The sequence below is a fragment of the Streptomyces prunicolor NBRC 13075 genome (genome assembly GCF_000367365.1).
In the GTDB taxonomy this organism is placed as follows: Bacteria; Actinomycetota; Actinomycetes; order Streptomycetales; family Streptomycetaceae; genus Streptomyces; species Streptomyces prunicolor.
Window position 1 is genome coordinate 1 of record NZ_BARF01000126.1, and the last position, 24,626, is coordinate 24,626.

A 24,626-nucleotide genomic window follows, 5' to 3' on the forward strand; every position below is an offset into this window, starting at 1 on the left:
CCGCGTGGGCGCGCCCAGCCCCCACGCACCCGCACCCAACGACGATACGATGCCTCGCGTAAATCACTCCCAGCCTCGGAGGAAACCCACATGTCAGGGGACCCGCAGGACGACTGCCTCTTCTGCAAGATCGTCGCAGGCCACATCCCCGCGACGATCATCCGAGAGACACCCACCACCGTCGCGTTCCGGGACATCAACCCCCAGGCCCCGACCCACGTCCTGGTGATCCCCCGAGTCCACTACCCCGACGCCGCCTCCCTCGCCGCCGCCGACCCCGCAGTCGCCGCCGACGTACTCCGCGAGGCCGGCGAGGTAGCAACAGACGAGAAACTCGACAGCTACCGCGTCATCTTCAACACCGGCAGCGGCGTGGGCCAGACCGTGTTCCACGCCCACGCCCACGTCATGGGCGGCCGCGGCATGCAGTGGCCCCCCGGTTAACTCACCGTGTCCGTACGCGAATTGGTGGTGCTCGGCACTGCCAGCCAGGTCCCCACCCGCCACCGCAACCACAACGGCTACCTCCTCCGCTGGGACGGCGAGGGCATCCTCTTCGACCCCGGCGAGGGCACCCAGCGCCAGATGCTGCGCGCCGGAGTCGCCGCGCACGACCTGAACCGGATCTGCGTCACCCACTTCCACGGCGACCACTCCCTCGGCCTCGCGGGCGTCATCCAGCGCATCAACCTGGACCGCGTCCCGCACCCGATCACCGCCCACTACCCGAAGTCGGGCCAGCGCTTCTTCGACCGCCTGCGCTACGCCACGGCGTACCGCGAGACAGTCGGCATCACGGAGTCCCCGGTGTCGTCGGACGGCGTGATCGCCACCGGTGGGAGCTACACGCTGGAAACCCACAAGCTCTCCCACCCCGTCGAGTCCTACGGCTACCGCCTCACCGAACCCGACGGCCGCCGCATGCTCCCCGACCGCCTCGCCGCGCACGGCATCAAGGGCCCGGACGTGGGCCGCATCCAGCGCGAGGGCACGATCGGCGATGTCACGCTCGACGACGTCAGTGAGGTACGGCGCGGCCAGCGTTTCGCGTTCGTCATGGACACCCGCCTCTGCGACGGAGTGCACGCCCTCGCGGACGGCTGCGACCTGCTGGTCATCGAGTCGACGTTCCTGGACGAGGACGAGCAACTGGCCGTGGACCATGGTCACTTGACCGCAGGGCAGGCGGCGAGGGTGGCGCAGGAGGCAGGCGTACGGCACCTGGTCCTCACCCACTTCAGCCAGCGGTACTCCGAGCCGGAGGAGTTCGAGCGGCAGGCGCGGGCGGCGGGCTACGAGGGTGAGCTGACCGTGGCCCACGATCTACTCAGGGTGCCGGTTCCGAAACGGCGGTAAAACACCCGTACGATACTTCGATGCCCATTCCCAAAGCCGAACTGCACCTGCACATCGAAGGCACCCTGGAGCCCGAGCTGGCCTTCGCGCTCGCGGCCCGCAACGGCGTCGAGCTGCCGTACGCGGACACCGAGGAACTCCGGAAGGCGTACCTCTTCGAGGACCTCCAGACCTTCCTGAACCTCTACTACGAGCTGATGGCCGTCCTGCGCACCGAGCGGGACTTCGAGGACCTCGCCAACGCCTATCTCGCCCGCGCCGCCGCGCAGGGCGTACGGCACGCGGAGATCTTCTTCGACCCGCAGGCGCACATCGCGCGGGGCGTGGACATGGGCACGGTGGTGGAGGGCCTGTGGCGGGCGCTGGGCAGCAGCGAGACCAACCACGGCATCTCGACCCGGCTCATCCTGTGCTTCCTGCGCGACGAGTCCGCCGAGTCGGCCCTGGAAACCCTGGACGCGGCCAAGCCGTACCTCGACCGCATCACCGGCATCGGCCTCGACTCGGCCGAGGTCGGCCACCCGCCGGTGAAGTTCCGCGAGGTGTACGAGGCCGCCGCGGCGCTGGGTCTACGACGCGTCGCGCACGCCGGTGAGGAGGGCCCGCCGGCCTACATCACCGAGGCGCTGGACATCCTCGGCGTGGAGCGCGTCGACCACGGGCTGCGGTGCATGGAGGACGAGGAGCTGGTGGCGCGGTTGGTGCGGGACCGCATCCCGCTCACCCTCTGCCCGCTGTCGAACGTCCGGCTGCGCGCGGTGGACGTCCTCGCCGAGCACCCGCTCCCCGCGATGCTGGACGCGGGCCTGCTCTGCACGGTCAACTCCGACGACCCGGCCTACTTCGGCGGGTACGCGGGCGACAACTTCGACGCGGTGCGGGAGGCCCTTGGCCTGACCGAGGAGCGGCTGCGGGAGCTGGCCCGGAACTCCTTTGTGGCGTCCTTCCTGGAGGACGACGAGGACCGGCGGGCACGCTACCTCGCCGAGGTCGAGGCGTACGTCTTCTAGTTCTAGCTGGTCGATTCCAAGGTGGGCCCGTGAGCCCGTGAACGCGTCCCGAGTGGCGCTCGTCTCTCCCGCTTGACCTGAGTAGACCTGTCTGTCTAATCTGATGCGCGACTAGACAGACAGGTCTACTCATGCTTCGGACGGGAATGGTCATGACGAATCTCTCGGTCGTCCCGGCGTCCAAAATGGCGCGCACCTCGGATGCGGCGCCCGTCGACGCCGCATCCGCTTCCGGATCCGACACCGCCGCCGTATCCGCCGCCGTATCCGCGCGGGGCCGACGGCTGCCGCCGAAAGTGGCGCTGTACGTACTCGCCTCGATCACCATCTCGTTCCTGGCGGCCTCCAGCGCACCGACCCCGCTCTACGCGGTCTACCAGGCCGAATGGGGCTTCGACCCGATCACCGTCACCGTGGTCTTCGGCGTCTACGCGGTGGCCGTGCTGCTCGGGCTGCTCACCATGGGCAAGCTCTCCGACCACGTCGGCAGGCGGCCGGTGCTGCTCGCCGCACTGGCGGCGCAGGCCGCCTCGATGATCGTGTTCGCCACCGCCGACGGCGTATCGGGGCTGATGGTCGCCCGGATCGTCCAGGGGCTGTCGACCGGCGCAGCGCTCGGCGCGATCGGGGCGGGGATGATGGACATCGACCGGCCGCGCGGCACGATCACCAACGCGGTCGTCCCGGGCATCGGCACGGCGACCGGCGCGCTGGTCTCGGGCCTCGTCGTCCAGTTCCTGCCCGCCCCCACGCATCTGGTCTACCTCGGGCTGCTGGCGCTCTTCGTCCTCCAGGCCGTCGCCGTCGCGCTGATGGCGGAGACGGTGACCCGCAAGCCGGGCGCGCTGGCCAGCCTGGCGCCGGAGATCAAGCTGCCACGCGCCGTGCGCCGGCCGATGCTGGTGGCCGCGCCGGTGCTGTTCGCCGTCTGGGCGCTGGCCGGGCTGTACGGGTCGCTCGGCCCGTCCCTCGCACGGCAGTTGACCGGTTCCAGGTCCGAAGTCCTCGGCGGGCTGAGCCTGTTCGTGCTCGCCGGAGTGGCCGCCGTCTCGGTGCTGGTCCTGCGGACGGCGGCGACCCGGACGGTGATGCTCACCGGCATCCTCGCGCTGATCGCCGGGGTGGCCCTCACCCTCGTCTCGATCCGTGACTCCTCCGCCACCGGCTTCTTCGTCGGCACCGCCATCGCGGGCGTCGGCTTCGGCAGCGGGTTCCAGGGCGGTATCCGTACGGTGATGCCGCTGGCCCGGCCGCACGAGAGTTCCGGGGTGCTGTCGCTGCTCTTCGTCGTCTCCTACCTGGGGATGGGGGTGCCCGCCGTGATCGCCGGGTTCCTCGTCGTCCACGCGGGCGGACTGACCGCCACCGCGCAGGAGTACGGCGTCGCCGTGATCGTCCTCGCGGCGTTCGCGCTGCTCGGGCTCGTGCGCGGCGGCGGGGACGGGGCGGCGGTCCTGCCGGGCGAGCGGATCGGCGGCAACGCCTGAGGGGTGGCCTCCGGCCGGGACAGGGCCGGAGCATGGCCGGGACATGGTGGGGACTGCGTCGGAGGGGCCGCGACCGGCGCATAATGTAGACAGATCTGTCTGAAGGAGTGACCGTCATGGCGAGTGTCCAGAGCACCGCGAAGCCGTCGGCGCGTGAGCGCCTGCTCACCGCCGCGAACGAGCTGTTCTACGCCGAGGGCGTGCAGAGCGTCGGGATCGACCGGGTCATCGAGCACGCGGGCGTGGCCAAGGCGTCGCTGTACAACACCTTCGGCGGCAAGGAGCAGCTCGTCCGGGCCTACCTCGACACCCGGCGCGCGGGCACCGCCGACCGGATCACGCGGGCTGTCGCGGAGCACGACACGCCCCGCGAGCAGATGCTGGCGATCTTCGAGACCCAGGGGCGGCAGTTCGACCGGCCCGACTTCCGCGGCTGCGCCTTCATCCGAGCCGGCGCCGAGGCCGGCCCCGGCGGGCTGGTCCAGGAAGCTGCGGACGCCTACCGCGGCTGGATGCGCGAACTCTTCACCCGCCTCGCCGCCGAGGCCGGCGCCGCCGACCCCGACGCCCTCGGCCACCAGCTCCAGATCCTCTACGACGGCGCCGGCATCTCCGCCCTGATGGACCACGACTCCACGGTGGCCGCGACCACCCGCGCGGCGGCGGCCGCCCTGATCGCGGCGGCGACGGGCGCATCCGCCGAGGCCTGAGCGGCGCCCGGCACGCGAGCGTGGATCACGCGGTGCGCCAGGGACAGGGACACTGACGCGGCGTCGGCAGAGCGGCCTGGCCAACGCACCGGTCACCGGCTCCGGTCGGGCCCGATCCGGGGACGGTGCGCCGCCGCCCGCTCGGCCGACGCCTGGCCGCCGGTTTCCCGACGCGGCACCCCTGGATGATCGATTCCGAGGGATCGGCTGCGCGCAGGGGACGAGAGTGCCCAACGGCAGTGTGTGAAGACAGAGTTGGACACCCTCGCGACCGCACTCCATGCGAAGACCGACGACCTGTTGAAGGCGTCCCGGCATCTGGCACCATGCCGGCCGGCTCCGCCACGCCCGCGTCATGCGGCGAACCCTCGCGCTGACCGTCGCGATCCGGCACAACGACCACACCAGACAGCCCGTCCTGCGCTCACTGGCCGCCTACGACCACTGACCCCTCGGAAGCGATCGTCTACTAGCCGCCGTTGCCGGTGGCTGTGGCACCCGCGTGCCGGGGGCCCGCCGTGTCGTAGGCCCCCTGCGCCGGGATGGCCGGGGTGTCCAGCGGGATCTCGACGACCGGCTGCTCGGGCGCGCCGATCTCCGGTACCGGTCCGGTGGGGATACCGCCGGACGCGGCGACCACGGCACCCGGGGTGCCCCCGCGCCGCCGGACCGTGCCCGGCAGCAGCAGCCGACCGCCGGTGTGGAGAGCGACCCCGGTCATCGGTACGGCGATCACGACCAGCCCCACCGCGAGGATCACGCCCATCGCCGGGAACCCGGCCCGCGCCGACAGCACGCTGCCCACCAGGGGTCCCGCCGCCGTACCGAGCGACGAGGCAGAGCCGACGAGGACGGCCCAACGCCCGCGCGGATCAAGGGAGGCGGCGAGGCCGAGGACGTAGGACAGGACGATCGGGTAGAGGGTGTTCCAGGCGATCTCGCCGGTCGCGAACGTCCTCAGGTCGTGCGCGGACGCGCTGAGCACGATGCAGCCCGCGATGAGCGCCGTACCCGCGCCGATCGGCACCGCGCGCCCCAGCCGGGCCCCGAGCGCGCCCGCACCTATGACACCGACGAGGGCGGTACCGAGCGCGATCGCGAAGACCGCGCCGACGGTGACCTCGGAGAGGTGGGCCTGGTCGATGCCGATGCGGCCGCTGACGCCCCAGAGGGAGTTCTGGGCGAGGGACCAGCACAGCAGGGTGCCGGCGAGGACCAGTCCGGCGCGGCGGTGGGGGAGCCCGGCGGTCTCCACGCGCGTGTGCGGTGTCGCCGTACGGACGGGGAGGCGGCCGGTCAACGGCCATACGGCGAGCGAGGTGAGGGCGATCGCGGCGAGCGGCTGGCCGTGGCCCGCGCCGAGGTGCGGAACCGTCAGATAGACGGCGCCCGCGAGCGCCGACACGCACAACAGGCCGAGCGTGGAAGCGCGGTGGGGGTCCCGTTCGGCGGCGATCCCGGACGCGGCGACCGTGGTGGCCGTACCCGATCCGAAGCCGCCGATCACCGCACCCGCGACGACCGCGGGGACGGCGTGGGTGAGGGCGGCCGAGCCGTACCCGAGAACGGCCAGCGCGAGGCCGATCCGGGCGAGTGTGCGCGGGCCGACCCGGTCGACACGCGAGGCGAGCAGAAACCCCGCCGCGGCCGAATTCAACAGCAGCGCACTGCCGACGGCACCGGCCTGCGTGGCGGACAACGGCAGCCCGGCGTCGAGGCGGCCGACGGTGGTGGGCAGGAGGTAGGGGGCGAGGTACCCGGCCGTGAAAAGGGCGACGAGGGGCCAGGGCGTGGTGGTGCTGCGGGCGAACACGGGCGTTCCCAGGGCATGCGAAAGAAGCGGCTCAAGAAGGGGGTTGGGCGACGACCGTCGACGGACAGGAACGCGCGGCCAATTTGTATCAAGCACGCGGTTCGCGAAAGAAGGGCGGGGGGTGTGATCTGGGGCACGTTCGGTTTGGGGGTTGGGGGGCCGGGTAAACGAGGGCCCAATTTCCGGTGCCGGGCGGCTTCGTTCGGCCGTCCGGCACGTGTTCATGCAGGCCAGCACAGGCGGCTAGCCCGGCGCCTCTCAATTCCGGCTCTTCTCAACGCGGGCCGGCACTCCGTCCGTTCACTTCTGGGCGCAGGCCCGCACCGTCAGCCTGTCCGGCGTTTGAGGACGAGGCCCCTTCAGGGCCGAAGCGGGGGTCTGGGGGCGCAGCCCCCGGAAGGCGCGCCCACTACCGCCAGTGCACAGCTCCACCGGCCGCAGTCGACGCGGTCTCGATCTTCGCCCGCACCTCCCGCATCACCGCGACGATCTCCCCCTCGTGCTCCGGCGTGAGCCGAACCACCGGCACCGAGCAACTGATCGCGTCCAGCGCCGGGTTGTCGTACCGCAGCGCGAACCCGAACCCGACGATCCCGAGGACCCCCTCCTCGCGGTCGACCGAGTAACCCCGGGCGCGAATCGAAGCGAGGTCGGCGGCCAACGCCTCCCGGGACGTGTGGGTGTTGGGGGTCGCGGCCTCGTACGGCCCGTCGGGCAGCTCGGCGTCCGGCCGTTCGGCGAGCAGCGCCTTGCCCAGGGCGCCGACGTGGGCCGGGAGCCGCCTCCCCACCCTGCTGATGGTCCGCAGGTACTCGTGCGACTCCCGCGTCGCCAGATACGCCACGTCCCGCCCGTCCAGCCGCCCCAGGTGGATCGTCTCGCCGAGCGTCTGGGACGCCTCGTCGAGATACGGCCGTACGGCCCTCACGCGCGGGTCGGAGTCCAGATAGCTCGTGCCGGTGAGCAGGGCGTGGATGCCGATGCCGTAGAGCGAGCCGGTGATGTCGGTACGGACCCAGCCGTGTGCGATCAGGGTCTGGAGGAGGGCGTACATCGAGCTGCGCGGCACGCCGAGCGCGTCGGCGAGTTCCTGGAGGCGCGCGGGACGGTCGCCGCGCGCGGCGAGCAGTTCGAGCAGCTCGACCGTGCGGGCGGCGGACTTCACCTCGCGGACGCCACCGGGCTCTGACATGGGGCGATGTTAGCGAGCGCGGGTGCCCCATTGACGGTCGAGGTTCGCGTATCTAACCTCTGTCTTCATACGTGGATAACGTCTACATAGGGAGATGGCCGCGAGATGGCCTCAGTGAACGGCGAAACGGAGAACGGCGAAACGGAGACCGTGGTGCGCAGGCTCCGGGACGGGATGGTGGCCGGTGTGCTCTCCTTCCCGCTCACCTCCTTCCACGACGACGGCTCCCTCGACCCCGACGGCTTCCGCACCCATGTCGCGGCCCGGATCGCCACCACCCCCGGCGCCGTCTTCCCCGCCTGCGGCACCGGCGAGTTCTTCTCGCTCGACGAGGACGAGTACCGCACGGTCGTCACCATCGCCGTCGAGGAGGCGGCCGGCCGCGTCCCCGTCGTCGCCGGAGTCGGCTACGGCTGGGCGCAGGCCGCCCGCTTCGCACGCATCGCCGAGGAGGCCGGCGCCGACGCGCTCCTCGTCCTGCCGCACTACCTCGTCGCCGCCCCCCAGGACGGCCTGGTGGCCCAGCTGGAGCAGCTCGCCGCCCGCACCCGGCTCCCGCTCATCGCCTACCAGCGCGGCCAAGTCGCCTTCACCGCAAGCTCGTTGAAGCGCATCGCGGCGATCCCCGGCGTCATCGGCCTCAAGGACGGCCACAGCGACCTCGACCGCCTGCAACGCCTCACGCTCGCCGCCCCCGAGGGCTTCCTCTTCTTCAACGGCGCCTCGACCGCCGAGATCCAGGCCCGCGCCTACGCCACGGTCGGCGTCCCCGCGTACTCCTCGGCCGTCCACGCCTTCGCCCCCGAGATCGCGAACGCCTTCTTCGCGGCCCTGCACGACGGCGACGACAAGACCATCGAGCGGTTGCTGCGCGATTTCTACGTCCCGCTCGTCGAACTCCGCGACCGGGTACCGGGATACGCCGTGTCGCTGGTCAAGGCGGCGGCCCGGCTGCGCGGCCAGCCGGTGGGACCCGTACGCGCCCCGCTCACCGACCCCTCGGCCGCCGACCTGGCCGAGCTCACGAACCTGCTCACCACCGGACTCGACCTCGTAGGAGCCGCGCTGTGAACCTCACCATCGCCGACGTCCGCCTGACCCCGATCCTGGTCGCCGACCCGCCCCTCCTGAACACCCAGGGCGTCCACCAGCCCTACACCCCGCGCCTGATCGTCGAGATCGAGACGGCCGACGGGATCACCGGCCTCGGCGAGACCTACGGCGACACCAAGTACCTGGAACTGGCCCGGCCGTTCGCCGAGAAGCTGATCGGCCGTCAAGTCAGCGACCTGAACGGCCTGTTCACGGTCGCCGACGAGGTCGCCGTCGACAGTTCGCGGGTCTCCGGGCAGGTCGACGTCGGTGGGCTGCGCGGTGTCCAGACCGCCGACAAGCTGCGCCTCTCCGTCGTCTCCGCCTTCGAGGTCGCCTGCCTCGACGCCCTCGGCAAAGCGCTCGGACTACCCGTACACGCCCTGCTCGGGGGCAAGTTGAGGGACGCGGTCGAGTACAGCGCGTACCTGTTCTACAAGTGGGCCGACCACCCCGAGGGCGTGGCGGCCGAGAAGGACGACTGGGGCGCCGCGATCGACCCGGCCGGAGTTGTCGAACAGGCACGGAAGTTCAAGGAGCGGTACGGCTTCACCTCCTTCAAGCTCAAGGGCGGGGTCTTCCCGCCCGACGAAGAGATCGCCGCCGTACGGGCGTTGGCGGCGGCCTTCCCCGACCACCCCCTCCGCCTGGACCCCAACGGCGCCTGGTCCGTGGAGACTTCGCTGAAGGTCGCGAAGGAACTGGGGGATGTCCTCGAATACCTGGAGGACCCGGCCCTGGGCACCCCCGCCATGGCCGAGGTGTCCGCGGGGACCGATGTGCCACTGGCCACCAACATGTGCGTGACGACGTTCGCGGAGATCAAGGAAGCCTTCACGAAGGACGCTGTGCAGGTGGTGCTCTCCGACCACCACTACTGGGGCGGGCTGCGCAACACCCAGCAACTCGCCGCCATCTGCCGCACGTTCGGCGTCGGCATCTCCATGCACTCCAACACCCACCTCGGCATCAGCCTCGCCGCGATGACCCACGTCGCGTCGACCGTCCCCAACCTCCATCACGCCTGCGACTCCCACTATCCCTGGCAGTCGGAGGACGTCCTCACCGAACGCCTCACCTTCACCGACGCCAAGGTCACCGTCTCCGACGCCCCCGGCCTCGGCGTCCAACTCGACCGCGCCAAGCTGGAGTTCCTGCACCAGCGCTGGCTCGACGACGACGGCTCACTGCGCGACCGCGACGACGCGGCGGCGATGCGGATCACGGACCCGGAGTGGGTGACGCCGTCGATGCCGCGCTGGTAGGGGCGTACGACGACGCCGGGCGCGGCCGGATCCCGACGCGCCCCCGCGGTGCCCGTGGACGGACCGGCACCAGGCGCGGCACCCGCCGTAGCGCCCGGACCTGCGGTCGGCCGGTACCGGCGCGACGGTCGGCACCGGAGCGGGAGCCGCCCCCACGCGCGCACGGTGGTGCACACTGGCCTGATCCGTATCACGTCAGGGAGCGCACCGTGACCGCGTCCAACGCGTCCACCGGAAAGGGACCGTCGTCCCGCAGCGAAGGGCCGTCCTGCGGGGTCGATCCGCTGGCCGGGCTGCGCGCGGCGGACGATCCGCCCTGGGACGTGTATCTCACCGGCACCGTCTTCCTCGACATCATCTTCACCGGGCTCGAATCCGCCCCGGTGCGCGGCACCGAGTCCTGGGCGCGCGGGATGGGGTCCAGCCCGGGAGGCGTCGCCAACATGGCGACCGCGCTGGCCCGGCTCGGGCTGCGGACCTCCCTCGCCGCGGCCTTCGGCGACGACCACTACGGCGAGTACTGCTGGGACGCGCTGGAACAGGGCGAGGGCATCGACCTCTCCGCCTCCCGCTCGGTACCCGGCTGGCACTCCCCGGTCACCGTGTCCATGGCCTACGAGGGCGAACGCACGATGGTCTCCCACGGCCACGAGCCGCCCCCGGAGGTCGTGTTCGGCCAAGGGGGCGCACCTGACTGCCCGCCACGCGCGCGTGCCGCCGTCGCCTCCCTCACCCCCGGCAAGCAGGCACCCTGGGTCGCCCAGGCCGCGAGCGAGGGCACGCGGATCTTCGCCGACGTCGGCTGGGACGACACCGGCGCCTGGGACCTCGCCGGACTCGCCGACCTCGCGCACTGCGAGGCGTTCCTGCCGAACGCCGAGGAGGCCATGCGCTACACCGGCGCCGACTGCCCCCGCGCCGCCGCCCACGCGCTCACCGAACACGTACCCCTCGCGGTCGTCACCCTCGGCGCGGACGGCGCGTACGCCGTGGACCGGCGTACCGGAGAGTCCGCCGAGGTCCCGGCGATCGCCGTCGAGGCCCTCGACCCCACCGGCGCCGGCGATGTCTTCGTGGCCGGCTTCGTCACCGGCACCCTGGCCGGCTGGCCGCTCGCCGACCGCCTCGCCTTCGCCGGCCTCACCGCCGCCCTCTCCGTCCAGGAGTTCGGCGGCTCGCTCTCCGCACCGGGCTGGTCCGAGATCGGCGCCTGGTGGCGCAAGGTGCAGTCGGTCGAGGGCCAGGACCCGACGGCCCTGCGCCGGTACGCGTTCCTCGCGGGACTCGTACCGGAGGAGCAGGGCAGCGGCAGTCCGTGGCCGTTGCGGCGGGCGGTGCCGACGATCGGGTTCGGACGGTCGACGTAGGGGTGGAGCGAGGGACCGGATCACCTGTTGCCCGGCCGGACATTCGCCACCAAGCCACCCAGTCGGCCAGCCACCAAGCCGCCCGGCCGGTCAGGGTGAACGTTCCTGCTCAGCTGCCCCAGCCGCCTCCTCAGCGAGCCCCCGCACGCTCCACCACACCGCCGACCACGTCCCGTACGGCCTCGAAGACCGCCTCGGGCAACGTGCCGAGCGGCGTCAGTGCCAAGGCACGCAGCACCCGACTCGTGTCCGTGTCGTACGGGACGGTCTCGCTGAGCACGTCGTAGCCGTCACGCACGGCGACCCGCAGGACAGGCGCGTCCGCCCCCACGGCCGCCGCGACCACGAAGGGGACCTCGCCCCGCAGCTGGTCGGTCAGCTTGTGGTAACCGCTGGCCACGGGCTCGCGCCAGTGCAGACTCAGCAGCAGGGGCCGCTTCGCGAGCAGCTCGGCGAGGTCGGTCTCGACGGGACCGTCCGGTTCCAGGACGACGGCGCGGGCGTCCAGCACCAGCGCCGCCGGGAGCAGACAGCGCAGCGTGCTGCCGACGATGTTGCCGCCGACGGTGGCGGTCCGGCGTACGGCCCCGGTGCCCACCCCGCCCGCGGCCTTCCGCAGCACCTCCGGGACCCGCTCGTCCATCTCGTGCAGCAGTACGGCCGAGCCCAGCGTCCCGTCCCCGATCACCTTCGCCTCGGGCAGCTCCCGCAGGGACACCGCCTGCTCGGGGAAACCGTCCCGTTGCCAGCCGGCCCAGACCAGGGTCGCCCCTCCGACGGGTACCGCCCCCTCGGCCAGGCACGACTGTGCTTCGGACACGGACCTGGGCAGACGCACGAGCACAGCGGCCGACCTGCTTTCCCTGCAAGGCTTACTTGGCGGACATAGCGCATTGTCCGTACAAGCGAGGGGGCGCGAACAGGGCTCACGGCGTCACCCCGCGCGCCTCCGCTGCGCCGTATCCGCTCCCGGAGCAAGGCCGGACCCGCTCCAGGAACAAGCCCGGACCCAGTCCCGGGACCGGCCCGGATTTCGTGGCCCGACGGTCACCGAAAAGCCCTACGGCGTTGTCAGTGGCCCGGCGTACCCTGGGAATCACCAGGCCGCCCTTGTGGCGGGCGAGTCTTTTCGAGGAGGACGAGCAAGGCCTACAGAGCCGGCCCATGACTCAGACACCCACAGCTCACAGCCCCGCGCAGGAGCAGGCGAAGGCACGGTTCACCGTCCCCGCCCAGCATCCGATGGTCACCGTCCTGGGGTCCGGAGACGCCCTCCTGCGCGTGATCGAGAAGGCCTTCCCGGCGGCCGACATCCACGTCCGGGGCAATGAGATCAGCGCGGTCGGCGACGCCCGCCAAGTCGCCCTCGTCCAGCGCCTGTTCGACGAGATGATGCTGGTGCTGCGCACCGGGCAGCCGATGACGGAGGATGCGGTGGAACGCTCGATCGCCATGCTGCGGGCGAGTGAGAACGGAGATGGTCCCGAGGAGACACCGGCCGAGGTGCTCACCCAGAACATCCTGTCCTCGCGAGGCCGCACGATCCGCCCCAAGACCCTCAACCAGAAGCGGTACGTCGACGCGATCGACAAGAACACGATCGTCTTCGGCATCGGCCCCGCCGGCACCGGCAAGACCTACCTCGCCATGGCCAAGGCGGTCCAGGCACTCCAGGCCAAGCAGGTCAGCAGGATCATCCTGACCCGCCCGGCGGTCGAGGCCGGCGAGCGCCTCGGCTTCCTCCCGGGCACCCTCTACGAAAAGATCGACCCGTACCTGCGCCCCCTGTACGACGCCCTGCACGACATGCTGGACCCGGAGTCGATCCCGAAGCTGATGGCGGCGGGCACGATCGAGGTCGCGCCGCTGGCATACATGCGTGGCCGCACTTTGAATGACGCCTTCATCATCCTGGACGAGGCCCAGAACACGAGCCCCGAGCAGATGAAGATGTTCCTCACCCGGCTCGGTTTCGAGTCGAAGATCGTGATCACCGGTGACGTGACGCAGGTCGACCTGCCGAGCGGCACGAAATCGGGGCTGCGGCAGGTGCAGGACATTCTGGAGGGGCTCGACGACGTGCACTTCTCCCGCCTGTCGTCGGCGGACGTCGTCCGGCACAAGCTGGTCGGCCGTATCGTCGACGCGTACGAGAAGTACGACAGCGAGAACGGTACGGAGAACGGCACCCACAAGGGTGCCCGTGACAAGCGGAAGTAGATCAGCACGACCATGTCGATCGACGTCAACAACGAGTCCGGAACCGAGGTCGACGAGCAGGCGATCCTCGACATCGCCCGCTACGCGCTCGCGCGGATGCGCATCCACCCGCTCTCCGAGCTCTCGGTGATCGTCGTGGACGAGAACGCCATGGAGCAGCTTCACATCCAGTGGATGGACCTGCCCGGGCCGACCGATGTCATGTCCTTCCCGATGGACGAGCTGCGTCCGCCGAGCAAGGACGACGAGGAGCCCCCGCAGGGGCTGCTCGGTGACATCGTGCTGTGCCCGGAGGTCGCCACGAAGCAGGGGGCCGAGGCCGAGACGCAGCACACCATGGACGAGGAGCTCCAACTCCTCACCGTCCACGGTGTGTTGCACCTCCTCGGCTACGACCACGAGGAGCCCGACGAGAAGGCCGAGATGTTCGGCCTCCAGGCCGCCATCGTGGACGGCTGGCGCGCGGAGAAGGGCCATACCGGCCCCTCCCCGGCGCCGACGGTCTCCTAGGGCACCGGGGCACCACTTCTCATGAGTCCTCAGATCGTCGTCGGGGCCATCGCCCTTGTCGTTGTCGCCTGGCTCGCCGCCTGCGCGGAGGCGGGCCTCGCGCGCGTCTCCAGCTTCCGCGCCGAGGAGGCCGTACGGTCCGGTCGGCGCGGCAGTGCCAAGCTCGCGCAGGTCGCCGCCGACCCGACCCGCTACCTCAATGTCGCCCTGCTGGTGCGGGTCGCCTGCGAGATGGCCGCCGCCGCGCTCGTCACCTACGAGTGCCTGCACGTGATCCACGGCACCGCGCCCGCGCTGCTCGCCGCGATCGGCGTCATGGTCCTCGTGTCGTACGTCGCGGTCGGGGTCTCCCCGCGCACGATCGGGCGCCAGCATCCGCTGAACACGGCCACGGCGGCGGCGTACGTGCTGCTGCCGCTCGCGCGGATCATGGGCCCGATCCCGTATCTGCTGATCCTCATCGGCAACGCGCTCACCCCGGGCAAGGGGTTCCGGCGTGGTCCGTTCGCGTCCGAGGCCGAGCTGCGGGCGCTGGTGGACCTCGCCGAGAAGGAGTCGCTGATCGAGGACGAGGAGCGCCGGATGGTGCACTCGGTCTTCGAGCTGGGCGACACCCTGGTCCGGGAAGTGATGGTGCCGAGGACCGATCTCGTCGTCATCGAGCGGTACAAGACGATCCGTCAGGCCCTCACCCTCGCGCTCCGCTCCGGCTTCTCGCGGATCCCGGTGACCGGGGAGAGCGAGGACGACATCGTCGGGATCGTGTACCTGAAGGACCTGGTCCGTAAGACGCACATCAGCCGTGACGCCGAGTCGGAGCTGGTCTCCACGGCCATGCGGCCCGCGAGCTTCGTGCCGGACACCAAGAACGCAGGTGATCTGCTGCGCGAGATGCAGCAGGAGCGCAATCACGTCGCCGTCGTCATCGACGAGTACGGCGGCACGGCCGGCATCGTCACCATCGAGGACATCCTGGAGGAGATCGTCGGCGAGATCACCGACGAGTACGACCGGGAACTGCCTCCGGTGGAGGAGCTGGGCGACGACCGCTACCGGGTCACCGCCCGCCTCGACATCGGCGACCTGGGGGAGTTGTACGGCTTCGAGGCCTACGACGACGAGGACGTGGAGACGGTCGGGGGGCTGCTCGCGAAGGCGCTGGGGCGGGTTCCGATCGCCGGTGCCTCGTCGGTCGTGGAGCTGCCGGACGGGCGTGAACTGCGGCTGACGGCGGAGGCCTCGGCCGGGCGCAGGAACAAGATCGTGACGGTGCTGGTCGAGCCGGTGGAGCCGGCCGAGGAAGAGACGAAGCCGGAGTGAGCCCCGAGCAACTGCGCGCGTTCTGCCTGTCGTTCAACGCGACGGTGGAGGATTTCCCGTTCAACCCCGACACGTCCGTCTTCAAGGTGCTCGGCAAGCTGTTCGCGCTGACCCGGCTGGACGGCAGCCCGCTCACGGTCAATCTCAAGTGTGACCCGGAGGACGCGATCCGACTCCGGGAGGAGTACCCGGGGTTGATCATCCCCGGGTACCACATGAACAAGCGGCACTGGAACACGGTGACGGTGGACGGGGAACTCCCGGACCGGCTGGTCCGGGAGCTGGTGGAGGACTCGTACGACCTCGTCGTCGCCGGGCTACCGCGCGCCGAGCGGCTCCGTCTCGACCGTCCCTGACCCGGCCCGCCGGGACCGCAGTCCTACGGCCACCAGCACCGCCGCCCCCAGCGCGATCGCCGCGTCGATGCCGACGACTGTGTGGACCCCCGACATGAGATCGCCCGAAGTGGTGGCGAGGACGCCCAGCAGCGGGATGCCGATGGTGATGCCGACCTGCTGGGTGGAGGTCACCAGGCCGGTGGCCAGGCCCTGTTCCTCGTCGGGGACGCCCGAGGTGACCGTCAGGCCGTAGGAGATGATCGCGCCCAGGTGGCACATGCTCGCCAGGGAGACGGCGGCCGTCGCCACCCAGACCGACCAGGTGTGGGTGGTGAGGGTGAGGAGGGTGGCGGTGAAGGCCGCCTGGCCGGTGAGGGAGGCGATCAGGGTGCGGCGGGCGCCGATGCGGCCGATGACCTTCGGGGCGTAGACCCCGGCGACCGCCGAGAGGATGCCCTGGACGCCGAAGACCAGGCCCGTCTCGAAGGACGACAGGTGCAGGATCTCCTGGAGGTACAGGGTCAGGACGAAGACCACCGTCGACATCATCGAGAAGGTCACCAGTCCGCCCAGGTTGCCCCACGCCACCGTGCGGCGGCGCAGCATGGGGAGGGAGACCAGGGGGTGCGTCGTGCGGGACTCGACGTACGCGAAGGTGGTCAGGAGCAGGACGCCCGCGATGAGTGTCGTGATCACGTCCGGGCGGGCGAAGCCGTGGTCCGCCGCCGTCGACAGGGCGTAGATCAGGGCCAGTAGGCCGCCTGTGACGGTGAACGCGCCGGGGACGTCCAGGCGCGGGCGGTCCGGGGTGCGGGACTCGGGGAGCAGGGCGGGGGCCAGGGGCAGGACCAGTACCGCGAACAGGGTGAGCAGGGCCATCGTCGAGCGCCAGCCGAACGCGTCGGTCAGGACACCGCCGGCCACCATGCCGACCGTGAAGCCGAGCGAGAGCAGGGTGCCGGAGATGCCGAGCGCGCGGTCGCGGGCCGGACCCTCGGGAAACGTGGTGGTGAGGAGGCTCATGCCGGTCGGCACGATGGTTGCCGCGCCGAGGCCTTGCAGCGCCCTGCCGGTCAGGAACGATGCCGGGTCCCAGGCGAAGGTGGCGAGCAGTGAGGCCGCGCCGAACAGGGCCAGGCCGGTGAGGAACAGTCGGCGGCGGCCGTAGAGGTCGCCGATGCGGCCGAAGAGGAGCAGGAAGCCGCCGGACGGCAGCGCGAACGCGGTGACCGCCCACTGGAGTCCGGACTGGCTCATGCCGAGGTCGGCGCCGAGGGTGGGCAGGGCCACGTTGAGGACGGAGAAGTCCAGGGCGACCATGAACTGGGCCGCGCAGAGGACGAAGAGGACGAGTTTGTCGCGGGTGGACAGTTTGGTGGGGGTGCCAAGTGGTGTGTGGGTGCCGGTAGTTGTCGTGTCGGTCGCCATAGGGAGAGCTTGTGGCCGTCGGAATAGGCGTGGGGAGCCGGAAGTTGTGCTGGTGGTGGCACCACCAGGCAGCGGCACCACTGGTCTAGGGGGATGTGTACGTGGCTGAGGATGCCCTGAAGAGTCGTCGGCTGAGCGAACTGCGTGAGTTCCTGATGAGCCGCCGCGCCCGGGTCTCCCCGGCCGAGGCGGGGCTGCCGGACGGTGGGGCGCGGCGCCGTACACCGGGGCTACGGCGGGAAGAGGTCGCCGTGCTCGCGGGGGTGGGCGCGTCCTGGTACCAGTGGCTGGAGCAGGGGCGGGACATCTCCGTGTCGCCGCAGGTCCTCGACTCCGTCGCCCGGGTGCTGCGGCTGAGCAACGCCGAGCGGCGGCATCTGTACGTCCTGGCCGGGCTGAACCCGCCCGCGGCCGAACCCGCCGCCGATCACGGGTGTGAGGGCATGCGGCGGCTCATCGACGCGTGGATGCCGTTTCCGGCGCACATCATGGACCGCTACTACAACTGCGTGATGTACAACGACGCGGCCGGCTGGGTGCTCGGTATGCGACCCGAGAACACGCAGAACTGCCTCGTCGACTTCTTCACCGATCCGCTCTACCGGGCCCGTTCGCAGAGTTGGGAGCGGAACGCGCGGACCGTCGTCGCGCAGTTCCGGGCGGCGTGCGCGGACCGGCCCGATGACGAGGGCTTGCAGGCGGTGCTGGCCGAACTGGCCTCCGTGAGCCCGGAGTTCAGTGCGTTGTGGGCGCGGCGGGACATTCTGGACGCGGGTGTGGTCCGTAAGGAGTTGGATCATCCGCTAGTCGGGTTGCTGTGTGTCGAGTCGACGGCGTTGAAGGTGCCGGCGCGGCCCGATCTCACGATCGTGCTGCACACGCCGTTGGACGAGGCGAACACGGTGGGGAAGCTGGAGTGGCTGGCCTCGCCGGAGGGGCGGCGGGGGGCGATGTACCCCGTGGCGGGATAGCGCCGGTACTTCTTCGTATGCTCTGGTCATGACCGACAGCAGCGCGCTTGATCCCGAGGACCGCAAGATCGTCACCCTGGCCCGTTCGGCTCGGGCCCGTAATGGTGTACCGGAGGGTGCCGCTGTGCGGGATGAGACCGGGCGTACGTATGTCGCCGGAACGGTTGCTCTTGAGTCGCTGAAGTTGAGCGCGTTGCAGACGGCGGTGGCCATGGCTGTGGCGTCGGGGGCGAAGTCCTTGGAGGCGGCGGCGGTTGTGACGGCGGCGGAGTCCGTGGCTGCGGAGGATCTGGCGGCTGTACGGGATCTGGGTGGGCCGGAGACGCCCGTGCTGGTGGCTGGGCCGGACGGGGTTGTTCACCTTACGGTGACCGCCGGTTGAGGCGCTCCCCAGCAACTGACAGGAACCGTGTCCGGAAGTAACCCGTCCGGATTTCGCCCTTGCTCTCCCCCCGTCTCCCGCGCATCAATGGAACCGTAAGTTCCGACGGACCGTCAGATTCTCGCTCGCGTGGCGCACCGCACCGCGTCCGTGAGGGGGCTCTGAGGTTTTTCTTCCGTCCGTCCCCACATGGCATTCCCAGACACGGGAAGGGAACCAGACCCATGAAAGGCACGCTGAGAAGCAAGCGGATCGGTACCGGTGCGGCACTGGTGACGGGGGTCCTCGCGGCCGTCTCGCTGGCGTTCGCGCCCGCCGCGCTCGCCGTCACTCCCCAGACGGCGACGATCACCGCGGACTGCGGCATCTTCGGCGGCGGCGCGGCCACGCTCACCGCCACCCAGGACGGCACCGCGGCCACGGTCACCATCACCTCCTCCATCACGGCGCCACTCGCCCTGTCGGCCGACTCGATCTCTTCCACCTTCACGTTCGAGAACGCGAGCGGTGGCACCACCGTCTTCAGCGGCACGAAGAACCCGGCCATGGCGACCGGCGACGCCGTCACCGTCGGTCCCCTCGACGGCACTGTGGCCTCCGGCGACAGCCTGGAGGCGTACGGCGGGTCGCTGCAGATGACGATCTTCGGGATCGCCGTCACGTGCACGGCCACCGGACCGCAGTCGCCGGGTCCGTTCGTGTTCGACTGAGAAGTCGCCTGAGGAGTCGGCTGGGAAGTCGGCTGAGGAGGCGCCTGAGAATTCCCCCCACGGGCTCAACTGGGCCGTCGGTTCCCGCTGTTGCGGGAACTGACGGCCCATCAGTTTGTTTCACCGTGTCCATTGACTTCTCACGCGATCCCCACATCAATGCCCCCTGTGGGCGCAGACGAGCCGCTGCGCCCATCGTCCTCAGGAGGGGGCACAGCCATGGCTACGACATTCCGAAGACGCCGTTGGGCGTCGTTGCTCGGGGTGACCGCGCTCGCGGTCGCCACGGGCGGTGCGCTGGCCTGTCCGGCCGGTGCGTCCACGAACGTGGACTTCGCCACGCACTGCATCCCGCCGGCGATCGCGGGCATCCCGCCCATCGACGGCACCACGACCGCCGCGATCACGGTGGACAACACCGCGCCGAAGGTCGGCGACACCGTCACCGTGACGTACACGGTGGTCAAGCCCGCCGCCAGCAACCCCACCGCCATCGCCCTGCCCGCCGACATCATGACGCCCACCGGGAAGGTCACCCTCGGCGGTGCCCAGACCGGCAGCCTCACGGTGGCCGGGCCCAAGAAGAACGACCCGGTGCCGGGCAACGGCGCCTTCCCGTCGTTCTCCATGACCGGCACCTTCACGGTCACCACCCCGGGCGCGATCACCCTCTCGCCCGGCGACTACAACATCCACACCAGCTACATCCTGGAGCTGGACACCCCCTGCACGGTGACGAACCCGCCGGCCCCGGTCTCCGAGACCGTCACCGCGACCGCCACCGTTCCGGTCAACACCCGTGCGATCAGCCTGGGTTCGGCCTCCGGGAATGCCGGTGACAGCGTCACCGTGACCGGCAGCAACTTCACCCCGGGTGCCACCGTGACCCTGGCCGGACGCTCCGGCACCGCCCAGACCGCGGACACGGCGACCGTCACGGCCAGTGCGAGTGGTGCCATCAGTGGTTCGCTCGTCGTCAACGACAAGACGACCACCGGGGTCGTCGCTTACGAGGGCAGTGCGTGGACCGATGACCTGGGGGCCGGGCCGGCCGCCTACGTCGTCAACGACACCACGCCCGTTCCGCCGGGGAGTCAGAGGCTGACGACCACCGTCAAGGCGGGCACGCTGTCGATGGCCCAGGCCGGGGACGCCGTGGGCCTCTCCGCCGTCGACTTCGGCAAGGGCGGTGCCTCCACGGGCGCCCTGAACACGGTGACGGTCCAGGACTTCCGCGGCGGACCCGCGGGCTGGTCCCTGACCGGCAAGGTCACCGACTTCACCGGTCCCGGCGCCAAGATCGATGCCGGGGCGCTGAGTTGGACACCCGCCTGCGCCACCAAGGCGGGCAGCCCGAGCACGTGTGTCGCCGGTTCGGCGGGCACGGTGGGCAGTTCGGGAGCGACGCTCGCGTCCACACCCGACGGCACGCTCACCGGCGGGCAGTTCACCGTCGACGCCGGACTCTCCCTGAACGTACCGGCGTTCACGCCTCCGGGCTCGTACTCCGGTGTGCTCACGCTGACGCTCACCTGACCGTCCCACTCATTTCCGGTGGCCGGGCGCTCGCACCCGCCCGACCGCCACACCTCGTCCGTGGGGGTCCGCACCCATGCGCAAGCTGTACGTCCTCCTCCTGAGCCTCTGCCTCGGCCTCTGTTTTGGCTGTTTTGGAGTGCTCGCCGCGCCCTCCGCCCACGCGGCGGACAACGGCAGTTGGTCCGTGTACCCGGCCGCCTCGCAAGTCGCCGCGCGACCGTACTTCTACCTCTCCGCCGACCCCGGCCAGACCATCCAGGACAAGGTCGTCGTCGCCAACAAGACGGCCGAGCCGCTGACTTTCCGGCTGTACGCGGCCGATGCCTACAACACCGCGCGTGACGGCGGGTTCGCCGTGCGGACGGTGACGGAGACGATGCACGGGGTGGGCGCGTGGGCGAAGCCCGCGAAAACCCGGGTAACTGTGCCCGCCCACAAGACAGTTGCCGTGCCGTTCACCCTGCACGTGCCTGAAGGGGCCGAACCGGGCGACCACCCGGGCGCGTTGGTCGCCCTCGACGAACGCGTCGACAAGGGCGACGGCTCGCTCGCCCTCGGTGTGCAGCGGGCCGTCGGCGCCCGCGTGTACCTGCGGGTGAGCGGCCCTACGCTGCCCGCACTCGCCGTCGAGCACGTCCACGTGTCCCACCACCAGCCGCTGGTACCGGGGTTGGGGGACAGCGACGCGACGATCTCCTACACGCTGCACAACACCGGCAACGTCACCCTCGATCCGAAGGTGACGTTGAAGGCGCAGGGTCTCTTCGGCCGTACGTTGTTGTCGCGCGGACTGACCAGGATTCCCGCCGAGTTGCTGCCGGGGCAGCGCGTGAAGCTGAGCGAGCCGTGGAAGGGGTCGCCCCAACTCGACTGGGGGGACATCACGTTGACCGCGAGCGCGCCGGGCACGAAGCAGTCGGCGAGCGCGTCGTTCTTCGCGCTGCCGTGGCTCGCGGCGGCGCTGCTGCTCGCGGTCGGGTTCGTCGGGGGAGTGCTGGCGGTCAGAGCGCGTCGGGGCCGCGTTCGCCCGTCCGAACCCGTACGACCGTCTCGACCGGCATCGACCACACCTTCCCGTCCCCGATCTTCCCCGTCTGCGCGGCCTTGACGATCGCGTCGATCACGGCGTCCGAGTCCGCGTCGTCGACGACGACCTCGATCCGCACCTTGGGCACGAGGTCGACCTGGTACTCGGCGCCGCGGTACACCTCGGTGTGGCCGCGCTGCCGGCCGTAGCCGCTGGCCTCGGTGACGGTCAGGCCGTGCACGCCGAGCTCCTGGAGCGCCGTCTTGACCTCGTCGAGGCGGTACGGCTTGACGATCGCGGTGATGAGCTTCATGCCTGGGACTTGACCTTCTGAAGGGAGGGGAGGGATGCGCCGACCGGGGCTCCGTGGCCCAGGACGCCGTGATCGTATGCGGTCTCGGCGTGCACCGTAAGGTCAAGACCCGTCTGCTCCTGCTCCTCGCTCGCCCGCAGGCCCATCAGCCGGTCGAGCAGCTTGCCGATGCCGTACGTCACGAGGAACGCGTACGCCCCTACGGCGACCACGGCCACCAGCTGCTTGCCGAGCTGGGCGAGCCCGCCGCCGTAGAGGAGGCCGTCCGTCTTTCCGGTCAGTTCGGTGGTGGCGAAGACGCCGATCAGGAGGGTGCCGATGATGCCGCCGACCAGGTGGACGCCGACGACGTCGAGCGAGTCGTCGTAGTTCAGCTTGAACTTCCAGCCGACCGCGTACGAGCAGACGGCACCGGCGGCGAGGCCGATGCCGAGTGCGCCGAGGAGCGAGACCGAGCCGCAGGACGGGGTGATCGCGACCAGGCCCGCGACCGCGCCCGAGGCCGCGCCCAGGGTCGTCGGGTGGCCGTCGCGCTTCTGCTCGACGAAGAGCCAGCCGAGGAGGCCGGTGCAGCCGGCGGTGAGGGTGTTGAGGAAGGCCGCGGCGGCGAGGCCGTTGGCGCCGAGCGCGGAACCGGCGTTGAAGCCGAACCAGCCGAACCAGAGCAGGCCCGCGCCGAGCATCACCATGGGGAGGTTGTGCGGGCGCATGGCGTCTTTCTTGAAGCCGAGACGGGGGCCGACCACCAGGCACAGGGCCAGACCCGAGGCGCCCGAGGTGATCTCGACCGGGAGGCCGCCCGCGAAGTCGAGGGCGCCGAGGCGCGTCGCGATCCAGCCGCCCGGGCCCCATACCCAGTGCGCGACGGGAACGTATACGAGGAGCGCCCAGACGGGGACGAAGACCAGCCACGCCCCGAACCGGACCCGGTCGGCCACCGCGCCGCTGATCAGGGCCGCGGTGATGATCGCGAAGGTGAGCTGGAAGGTGGCGAAGAGGAGGGTGGGGACGGTGCCGTGGACGGAGTTCGGGCCCAGGCCGGCCATGCCGGCGTGCTTCAGGCCGCCGATGAGTCCGCCGCCGATGTCGTCGCCGAAGGCGAGGGAGTATCCGGCGGTCAGCCAGACCACCGTGACCAGGGCGATCGACACGAAGCTCATCATCAGCATGTTGAGGACACTCTTCGTGCGGACCATGCCGCCGTAGAAGAGGGCCAGGCCCGGGGTCATCAGCAGGACGAGGGCGGTGGCGGCGAGCAGCCAGGCGGTGTCGCCGGTGTCGATGCGGCCGTCGGCCAGTGCGGCAGCTTTGGTGACGGCATCGGTGACGGCTTCGGTGGCGGCGAGGGGCACGGTCGTCTCCAACGGTGTGGGGGCTCGTCAGAGGGTCACCGGTGCTGGTTTCCGGTTGTGCACGGGGGTGTTTCCGTGATGTTTCGTTGCGGTGGGGTTACCGAAAGCTCACCGTGGTGGGCGCGGGTGGACTGTTGTGCGGCGGGAGCTTGTGGATCAGGGACAATGGGCGCCATGAGCGTTCGTACCCCGTCATCCAAGCCGCCCGCGTCGTCGGAGCCTCCCCACCGCGCCGGCTTCGCCTGCTTCGTGGGCCGCCCCAACGCGGGCAAGTCCACCCTTACGAATGCTCTGGTCGGCCAGAAGGTGGCGATCACCGCCAACCAGCCGCAGACCACGCGGCACACGGTGCGGGGCATTGTCCACCGGCCGGACGCGCAGTTGATCCTGGTGGACACGCCTGGGCTGCACAAGCCGCGCACGTTGCTCGGGCAGCGGCTGAACGACATCGTGCGTACGACGTGGGCCGAGGTCGACGTCATCGGTTTCTGCCTGCCGGCGAACGAGAAGCTCGGTCCGGGTGACCGTTTCATCGCGAAGGAACTGGCGTCCATCAAGAAGACGCCGAAGATCGCGATCGTTACGAAGACCGACCTGGTGGACTCGAAGACCCTTGCCGAGCAGTTGATCGCCATTGATCAGCTGGGCAAGGAGCTCGGGTTCGAGTGGGCGGAGATCGTGCCGGTGTCGGCGGTCGCGGACCAGCAGGTGGGTCTGCTTGCCGATCTGCTCATTCCGCTGCTGCCGGAGGGGCCGGCCCTTTACCCCGAGGGTGACCTCACCGATGAGCCCGAGCAGGTCATGATCGCGGAGTTGATCCGGGAGGCCGCGCTGGAGGGGGTTCGGGACGAGCTTCCGCACTCCATCGCCGTTGTGGTCGAGGAGATGCTGCCTCGCGAGGACCGGCCCGCCGACAAGCCGCTGCTCGACATCCATGCGTTCGTGTACATCGAGCGGCCCAGCCAGAAGGGCATCATCATCGGGCCGAAGGGTGCGCGGCTGAAGCAGGTCGGTATCAAGTCGCGTAAGCAGATCGAGGCGTTGCTGGGTACGCCGGTCTTTCTCGACCTGCATGTGAAGGTGGCGAAGGACTGGCAGCGGGATCCTCGGCAGTTGCGGAAGTTGGGGTTCTAGAGGGGGAGTTGGGGTTCTGGGGGGCTTTTCTCGCCCCCGCCGCCCCTACCCGTCCCATCCTTCTGGGCTCCGCCCCAGGCCCCGCTCCTC

Annotated in this window: 24 protein-coding genes and 2 pseudogenes; 20 read left to right on the plus strand and 6 right to left on the minus strand. The window is 70.4% G+C overall.

Annotation, left to right across the window (positions count from 1 at the left end; translation table 11 throughout):
• Positions 1 to 90: 90 nt before the first annotated feature.
• The 7 genes and pseudogenes from SPR02S_RS47965 to SPR02S_RS66515 all read left to right on the plus strand — a co-directional run.
• On the plus strand, positions 91 to 444 hold the full coding sequence (locus tag SPR02S_RS47965) for an HIT domain-containing protein (RefSeq protein ID WP_019064198.1): 354 nt from the start codon (positions 91 to 93) through the stop codon (positions 442 to 444).
• Positions 445 to 450: 6 nt separating this feature from the next.
• On the plus strand, positions 451 to 1,356 hold the full coding sequence (locus SPR02S_RS47970) for a ribonuclease Z (protein ID WP_026151557.1): 906 nt from the start codon (positions 451 to 453) through the stop codon (positions 1,354 to 1,356).
• A 20-nt stretch (positions 1,357 to 1,376) separates the two neighbouring features.
• Entirely contained in the window at positions 1,377 to 2,366 is a 990-nt protein-coding gene (locus SPR02S_RS47975; RefSeq protein WP_019064200.1) for an adenosine deaminase, read from the plus strand.
• A gap of 152 nt (positions 2,367 to 2,518) precedes the next feature.
• The gene (locus tag SPR02S_RS58105) at positions 2,519 to 3,853 is read left to right on the plus strand and encodes an MFS transporter (protein ID WP_019064201.1); all 1,335 of its coding nucleotides are present in this window, start codon (positions 2,519 to 2,521) and stop codon (positions 3,851 to 3,853) included.
• 116 nt (positions 3,854 to 3,969) lie between these two features.
• Entirely contained in the window at positions 3,970 to 4,563 is a 594-nt protein-coding gene (locus tag SPR02S_RS47985; RefSeq protein WP_019064202.1) for a TetR/AcrR family transcriptional regulator, read from the plus strand.
• Positions 4,564 to 4,806: 243 nt separating this feature from the next.
• A pseudogene (locus SPR02S_RS66510) lies at positions 4,807 to 4,902 on the plus strand (IS982 family transposase); the annotation flags it as partial.
• 7 nt (positions 4,903 to 4,909) lie between these two features.
• Positions 4,910 to 5,011: pseudogene (locus tag SPR02S_RS66515) on the plus strand (IS982 family transposase); the annotation flags it as partial.
• Positions 5,012 to 5,032: 21 nt separating this feature from the next.
• On the opposite strand, the gene SPR02S_RS47995 reads toward SPR02S_RS66515, so the two are convergent.
• Together SPR02S_RS47995 and SPR02S_RS48000 are read right to left on the minus strand one after the other, a co-directional pair.
• Complete coding sequence (locus SPR02S_RS47995; protein ID WP_019064203.1) at positions 5,033 to 6,376, minus strand: MFS transporter; 1,344 nt, start codon at positions 6,374 to 6,376, stop codon at positions 5,033 to 5,035.
• A gap of 409 nt (positions 6,377 to 6,785) precedes the next feature.
• Positions 6,786 to 7,568 carry an IclR family transcriptional regulator gene (locus tag SPR02S_RS48000; RefSeq protein WP_026151558.1) on the minus strand — a complete coding sequence of 261 codons (783 nt, stop codon included), beginning with the start codon at positions 7,566 to 7,568 and terminating at the stop codon, positions 6,786 to 6,788.
• 105 nt (positions 7,569 to 7,673) lie between these two features.
• Between SPR02S_RS48000 and SPR02S_RS48005 the strand changes: the two genes are divergently transcribed.
• The 3 genes from SPR02S_RS48005 (at position 7,674) to SPR02S_RS48015 (ending at position 11,292) form a co-directional block, all read left to right on the plus strand.
• Complete coding sequence (locus SPR02S_RS48005) at positions 7,674 to 8,639, plus strand: 5-dehydro-4-deoxyglucarate dehydratase (protein WP_019064205.1); 966 nt, start codon at positions 7,674 to 7,676, stop codon at positions 8,637 to 8,639.
• Positions 8,636 to 9,925, plus strand: coding sequence for a glucarate dehydratase family protein (locus SPR02S_RS48010; protein ID WP_019064206.1), 1,290 nt, complete (start codon positions 8,636 to 8,638; stop codon positions 9,923 to 9,925). Before SPR02S_RS48005 ends, SPR02S_RS48010 begins: the two co-directional genes overlap by 4 nt.
• Before the next feature lie 209 nt (positions 9,926 to 10,134).
• Positions 10,135 to 11,292 carry a carbohydrate kinase family protein gene (locus SPR02S_RS48015; protein WP_019064207.1) on the plus strand — a complete coding sequence of 386 codons (1,158 nt, stop codon included), beginning with the start codon at positions 10,135 to 10,137 and terminating at the stop codon, positions 11,290 to 11,292.
• A gap of 130 nt (positions 11,293 to 11,422) precedes the next feature.
• Here the strand turns inward: SPR02S_RS48015 and SPR02S_RS48020 are convergent, their stop codons facing one another.
• On the minus strand, positions 11,423 to 12,136 hold the full coding sequence (locus SPR02S_RS48020; RefSeq protein WP_019064208.1) for an FAD binding domain-containing protein: 714 nt from the start codon (positions 12,134 to 12,136) through the stop codon (positions 11,423 to 11,425).
• A 320-nt stretch (positions 12,137 to 12,456) separates the two neighbouring features.
• Here SPR02S_RS48020 and SPR02S_RS48025 point away from each other — a divergent pair, with 320 nt between their 5' ends.
• The 4 genes from SPR02S_RS48025 to SPR02S_RS48040 are packed head-to-tail and all read left to right on the plus strand — an operon-like array spanning position 12,457 to position 15,698.
• Entirely contained in the window at positions 12,457 to 13,512 is a 1,056-nt protein-coding gene (locus SPR02S_RS48025; protein WP_019064209.1) for a PhoH family protein, read from the plus strand.
• Positions 13,513 to 13,524: 12 nt separating this feature from the next.
• Positions 13,525 to 14,022, plus strand: coding sequence for an rRNA maturation RNase YbeY (ybeY, locus tag SPR02S_RS48030; protein WP_019064210.1), 498 nt, complete (start codon positions 13,525 to 13,527; stop codon positions 14,020 to 14,022).
• 21 nt (positions 14,023 to 14,043) lie between these two features.
• Complete coding sequence (locus SPR02S_RS48035) at positions 14,044 to 15,342, plus strand: hemolysin family protein (RefSeq protein ID WP_019064211.1); 1,299 nt, start codon at positions 14,044 to 14,046, stop codon at positions 15,340 to 15,342.
• On the plus strand, positions 15,339 to 15,698 hold the full coding sequence (locus SPR02S_RS48040) for an MmcQ/YjbR family DNA-binding protein (RefSeq protein WP_019064212.1): 360 nt from the start codon (positions 15,339 to 15,341) through the stop codon (positions 15,696 to 15,698). Before SPR02S_RS48035 ends, SPR02S_RS48040 begins: the two co-directional genes overlap by 4 nt.
• On the opposite strand, the gene SPR02S_RS48045 is transcribed toward SPR02S_RS48040, so the two are convergent.
• Complete coding sequence (locus SPR02S_RS48045; RefSeq protein ID WP_019064213.1) at positions 15,660 to 17,108, minus strand: MFS transporter; 1,449 nt, start codon at positions 17,106 to 17,108, stop codon at positions 15,660 to 15,662. The genes SPR02S_RS48040 and SPR02S_RS48045 overlap by 39 nt on opposite strands.
• A gap of 155 nt (positions 17,109 to 17,263) precedes the next feature.
• Between SPR02S_RS48045 and SPR02S_RS48050 the strand changes: the two genes are divergently transcribed.
• From SPR02S_RS48050 to SPR02S_RS48070, 5 genes are all read left to right on the plus strand, one after another.
• On the plus strand, positions 17,264 to 18,079 hold the full coding sequence (locus SPR02S_RS48050; protein ID WP_078623228.1) for a helix-turn-helix transcriptional regulator: 816 nt from the start codon (positions 17,264 to 17,266) through the stop codon (positions 18,077 to 18,079).
• A gap of 28 nt (positions 18,080 to 18,107) precedes the next feature.
• Entirely contained in the window at positions 18,108 to 18,461 is a 354-nt protein-coding gene (locus SPR02S_RS48055; RefSeq protein ID WP_026151559.1) for a cytidine deaminase-like protein, read from the plus strand.
• Positions 18,462 to 18,685: 224 nt separating this feature from the next.
• Complete coding sequence (locus tag SPR02S_RS48060; RefSeq protein WP_019064216.1) at positions 18,686 to 19,171, plus strand: hypothetical protein; 486 nt, start codon at positions 18,686 to 18,688, stop codon at positions 19,169 to 19,171.
• 219 nt (positions 19,172 to 19,390) lie between these two features.
• Positions 19,391 to 20,707 carry a beta-xylosidase gene (locus SPR02S_RS48065; RefSeq protein ID WP_026151561.1) on the plus strand — a complete coding sequence of 439 codons (1,317 nt, stop codon included), beginning with the start codon at positions 19,391 to 19,393 and terminating at the stop codon, positions 20,705 to 20,707.
• 76 nt (positions 20,708 to 20,783) lie between these two features.
• Positions 20,784 to 21,818, plus strand: a complete 1,035-nt coding sequence (locus SPR02S_RS48070) for a WxL protein peptidoglycan domain-containing protein (protein WP_026151562.1) — start codon at positions 20,784 to 20,786, stop codon at positions 21,816 to 21,818.
• Here SPR02S_RS48070 and SPR02S_RS48075 read toward each other — a convergent pair.
• Positions 21,712 to 22,050, minus strand: coding sequence for a P-II family nitrogen regulator (locus tag SPR02S_RS48075; RefSeq protein ID WP_019064219.1), 339 nt, complete (start codon positions 22,048 to 22,050; stop codon positions 21,712 to 21,714). The two genes, SPR02S_RS48070 and SPR02S_RS48075, sit on opposite strands and share 107 nt — an antisense overlap.
• Entirely contained in the window at positions 22,047 to 23,402 is a 1,356-nt protein-coding gene (locus tag SPR02S_RS48080) for an ammonium transporter (protein WP_373283440.1), read from the minus strand. Before SPR02S_RS48080 ends, SPR02S_RS48075 begins: the two co-directional genes overlap by 4 nt.
• 174 nt (positions 23,403 to 23,576) lie before the next feature.
• Between SPR02S_RS48080 and era the strand changes: the two genes are divergently transcribed.
• Positions 23,577 to 24,536 carry a GTPase Era gene (gene era / locus SPR02S_RS48085; protein WP_043259017.1) on the plus strand — a complete coding sequence of 320 codons (960 nt, stop codon included), beginning with the start codon at positions 23,577 to 23,579 and terminating at the stop codon, positions 24,534 to 24,536.
• The last annotated feature ends 90 nt before the right edge of the window (positions 24,537 to 24,626 follow it).

What these genes read in the sequence shown, in the direction of transcription:
- SPR02S_RS47965 (WP_019064198.1), top strand. Translation starts at nt 91, where the DNA reads ATGTCAGGGGACCCGCAGGACGACTGCCTCTTCTGCAAGATCGTCGCA.
- SPR02S_RS47975 (WP_019064200.1), top strand. Translation starts at nt 1,377, where the DNA reads ATGCCCATTCCCAAAGCCGAACTGCACCTGCACATCGAAGGCACCCTG.
- SPR02S_RS58105 (WP_019064201.1), top strand. Translation starts at nt 2,519, where the DNA reads ATGACGAATCTCTCGGTCGTCCCGGCGTCCAAAATGGCGCGCACCTCG.
- SPR02S_RS47985 (WP_019064202.1), top strand. Translation starts at nt 3,970, where the DNA reads ATGGCGAGTGTCCAGAGCACCGCGAAGCCGTCGGCGCGTGAGCGCCTG.
- SPR02S_RS48000 (WP_026151558.1), bottom strand. Translation starts at nt 7,568, where the DNA reads ATGTCAGAGCCCGGTGGCGTCCGCGAGGTGAAGTCCGCCGCCCGCACG.
- SPR02S_RS48005 (WP_019064205.1), top strand. Translation starts at nt 7,674, where the DNA reads ATGGCCTCAGTGAACGGCGAAACGGAGAACGGCGAAACGGAGACCGTG.
- SPR02S_RS48025 (WP_019064209.1), top strand. Translation starts at nt 12,457, where the DNA reads ATGACTCAGACACCCACAGCTCACAGCCCCGCGCAGGAGCAGGCGAAG.
- ybeY (WP_019064210.1), top strand. Translation starts at nt 13,525, where the DNA reads ATGTCGATCGACGTCAACAACGAGTCCGGAACCGAGGTCGACGAGCAG.
- SPR02S_RS48035 (WP_019064211.1), top strand. Translation starts at nt 14,044, where the DNA reads ATGAGTCCTCAGATCGTCGTCGGGGCCATCGCCCTTGTCGTTGTCGCC.
- SPR02S_RS48045 (WP_019064213.1), bottom strand. Translation starts at nt 17,108, where the DNA reads ATGGCGACCGACACGACAACTACCGGCACCCACACACCACTTGGCACC.
- SPR02S_RS48050 (WP_078623228.1), top strand. Translation starts at nt 17,264, where the DNA reads ATGAGCCGCCGCGCCCGGGTCTCCCCGGCCGAGGCGGGGCTGCCGGAC.
- SPR02S_RS48055 (WP_026151559.1), top strand. Translation starts at nt 18,108, where the DNA reads ATGACCGACAGCAGCGCGCTTGATCCCGAGGACCGCAAGATCGTCACC.
- SPR02S_RS48060 (WP_019064216.1), top strand. Translation starts at nt 18,686, where the DNA reads ATGAAAGGCACGCTGAGAAGCAAGCGGATCGGTACCGGTGCGGCACTG.
- SPR02S_RS48065 (WP_026151561.1), top strand. Translation starts at nt 19,391, where the DNA reads ATGGCTACGACATTCCGAAGACGCCGTTGGGCGTCGTTGCTCGGGGTG.
- SPR02S_RS48070 (WP_026151562.1), top strand. Translation starts at nt 20,784, where the DNA reads ATGCGCAAGCTGTACGTCCTCCTCCTGAGCCTCTGCCTCGGCCTCTGT.
- SPR02S_RS48075 (WP_019064219.1), bottom strand. Translation starts at nt 22,050, where the DNA reads ATGAAGCTCATCACCGCGATCGTCAAGCCGTACCGCCTCGACGAGGTC.
- era (WP_043259017.1), top strand. Translation starts at nt 23,577, where the DNA reads ATGAGCGTTCGTACCCCGTCATCCAAGCCGCCCGCGTCGTCGGAGCCT.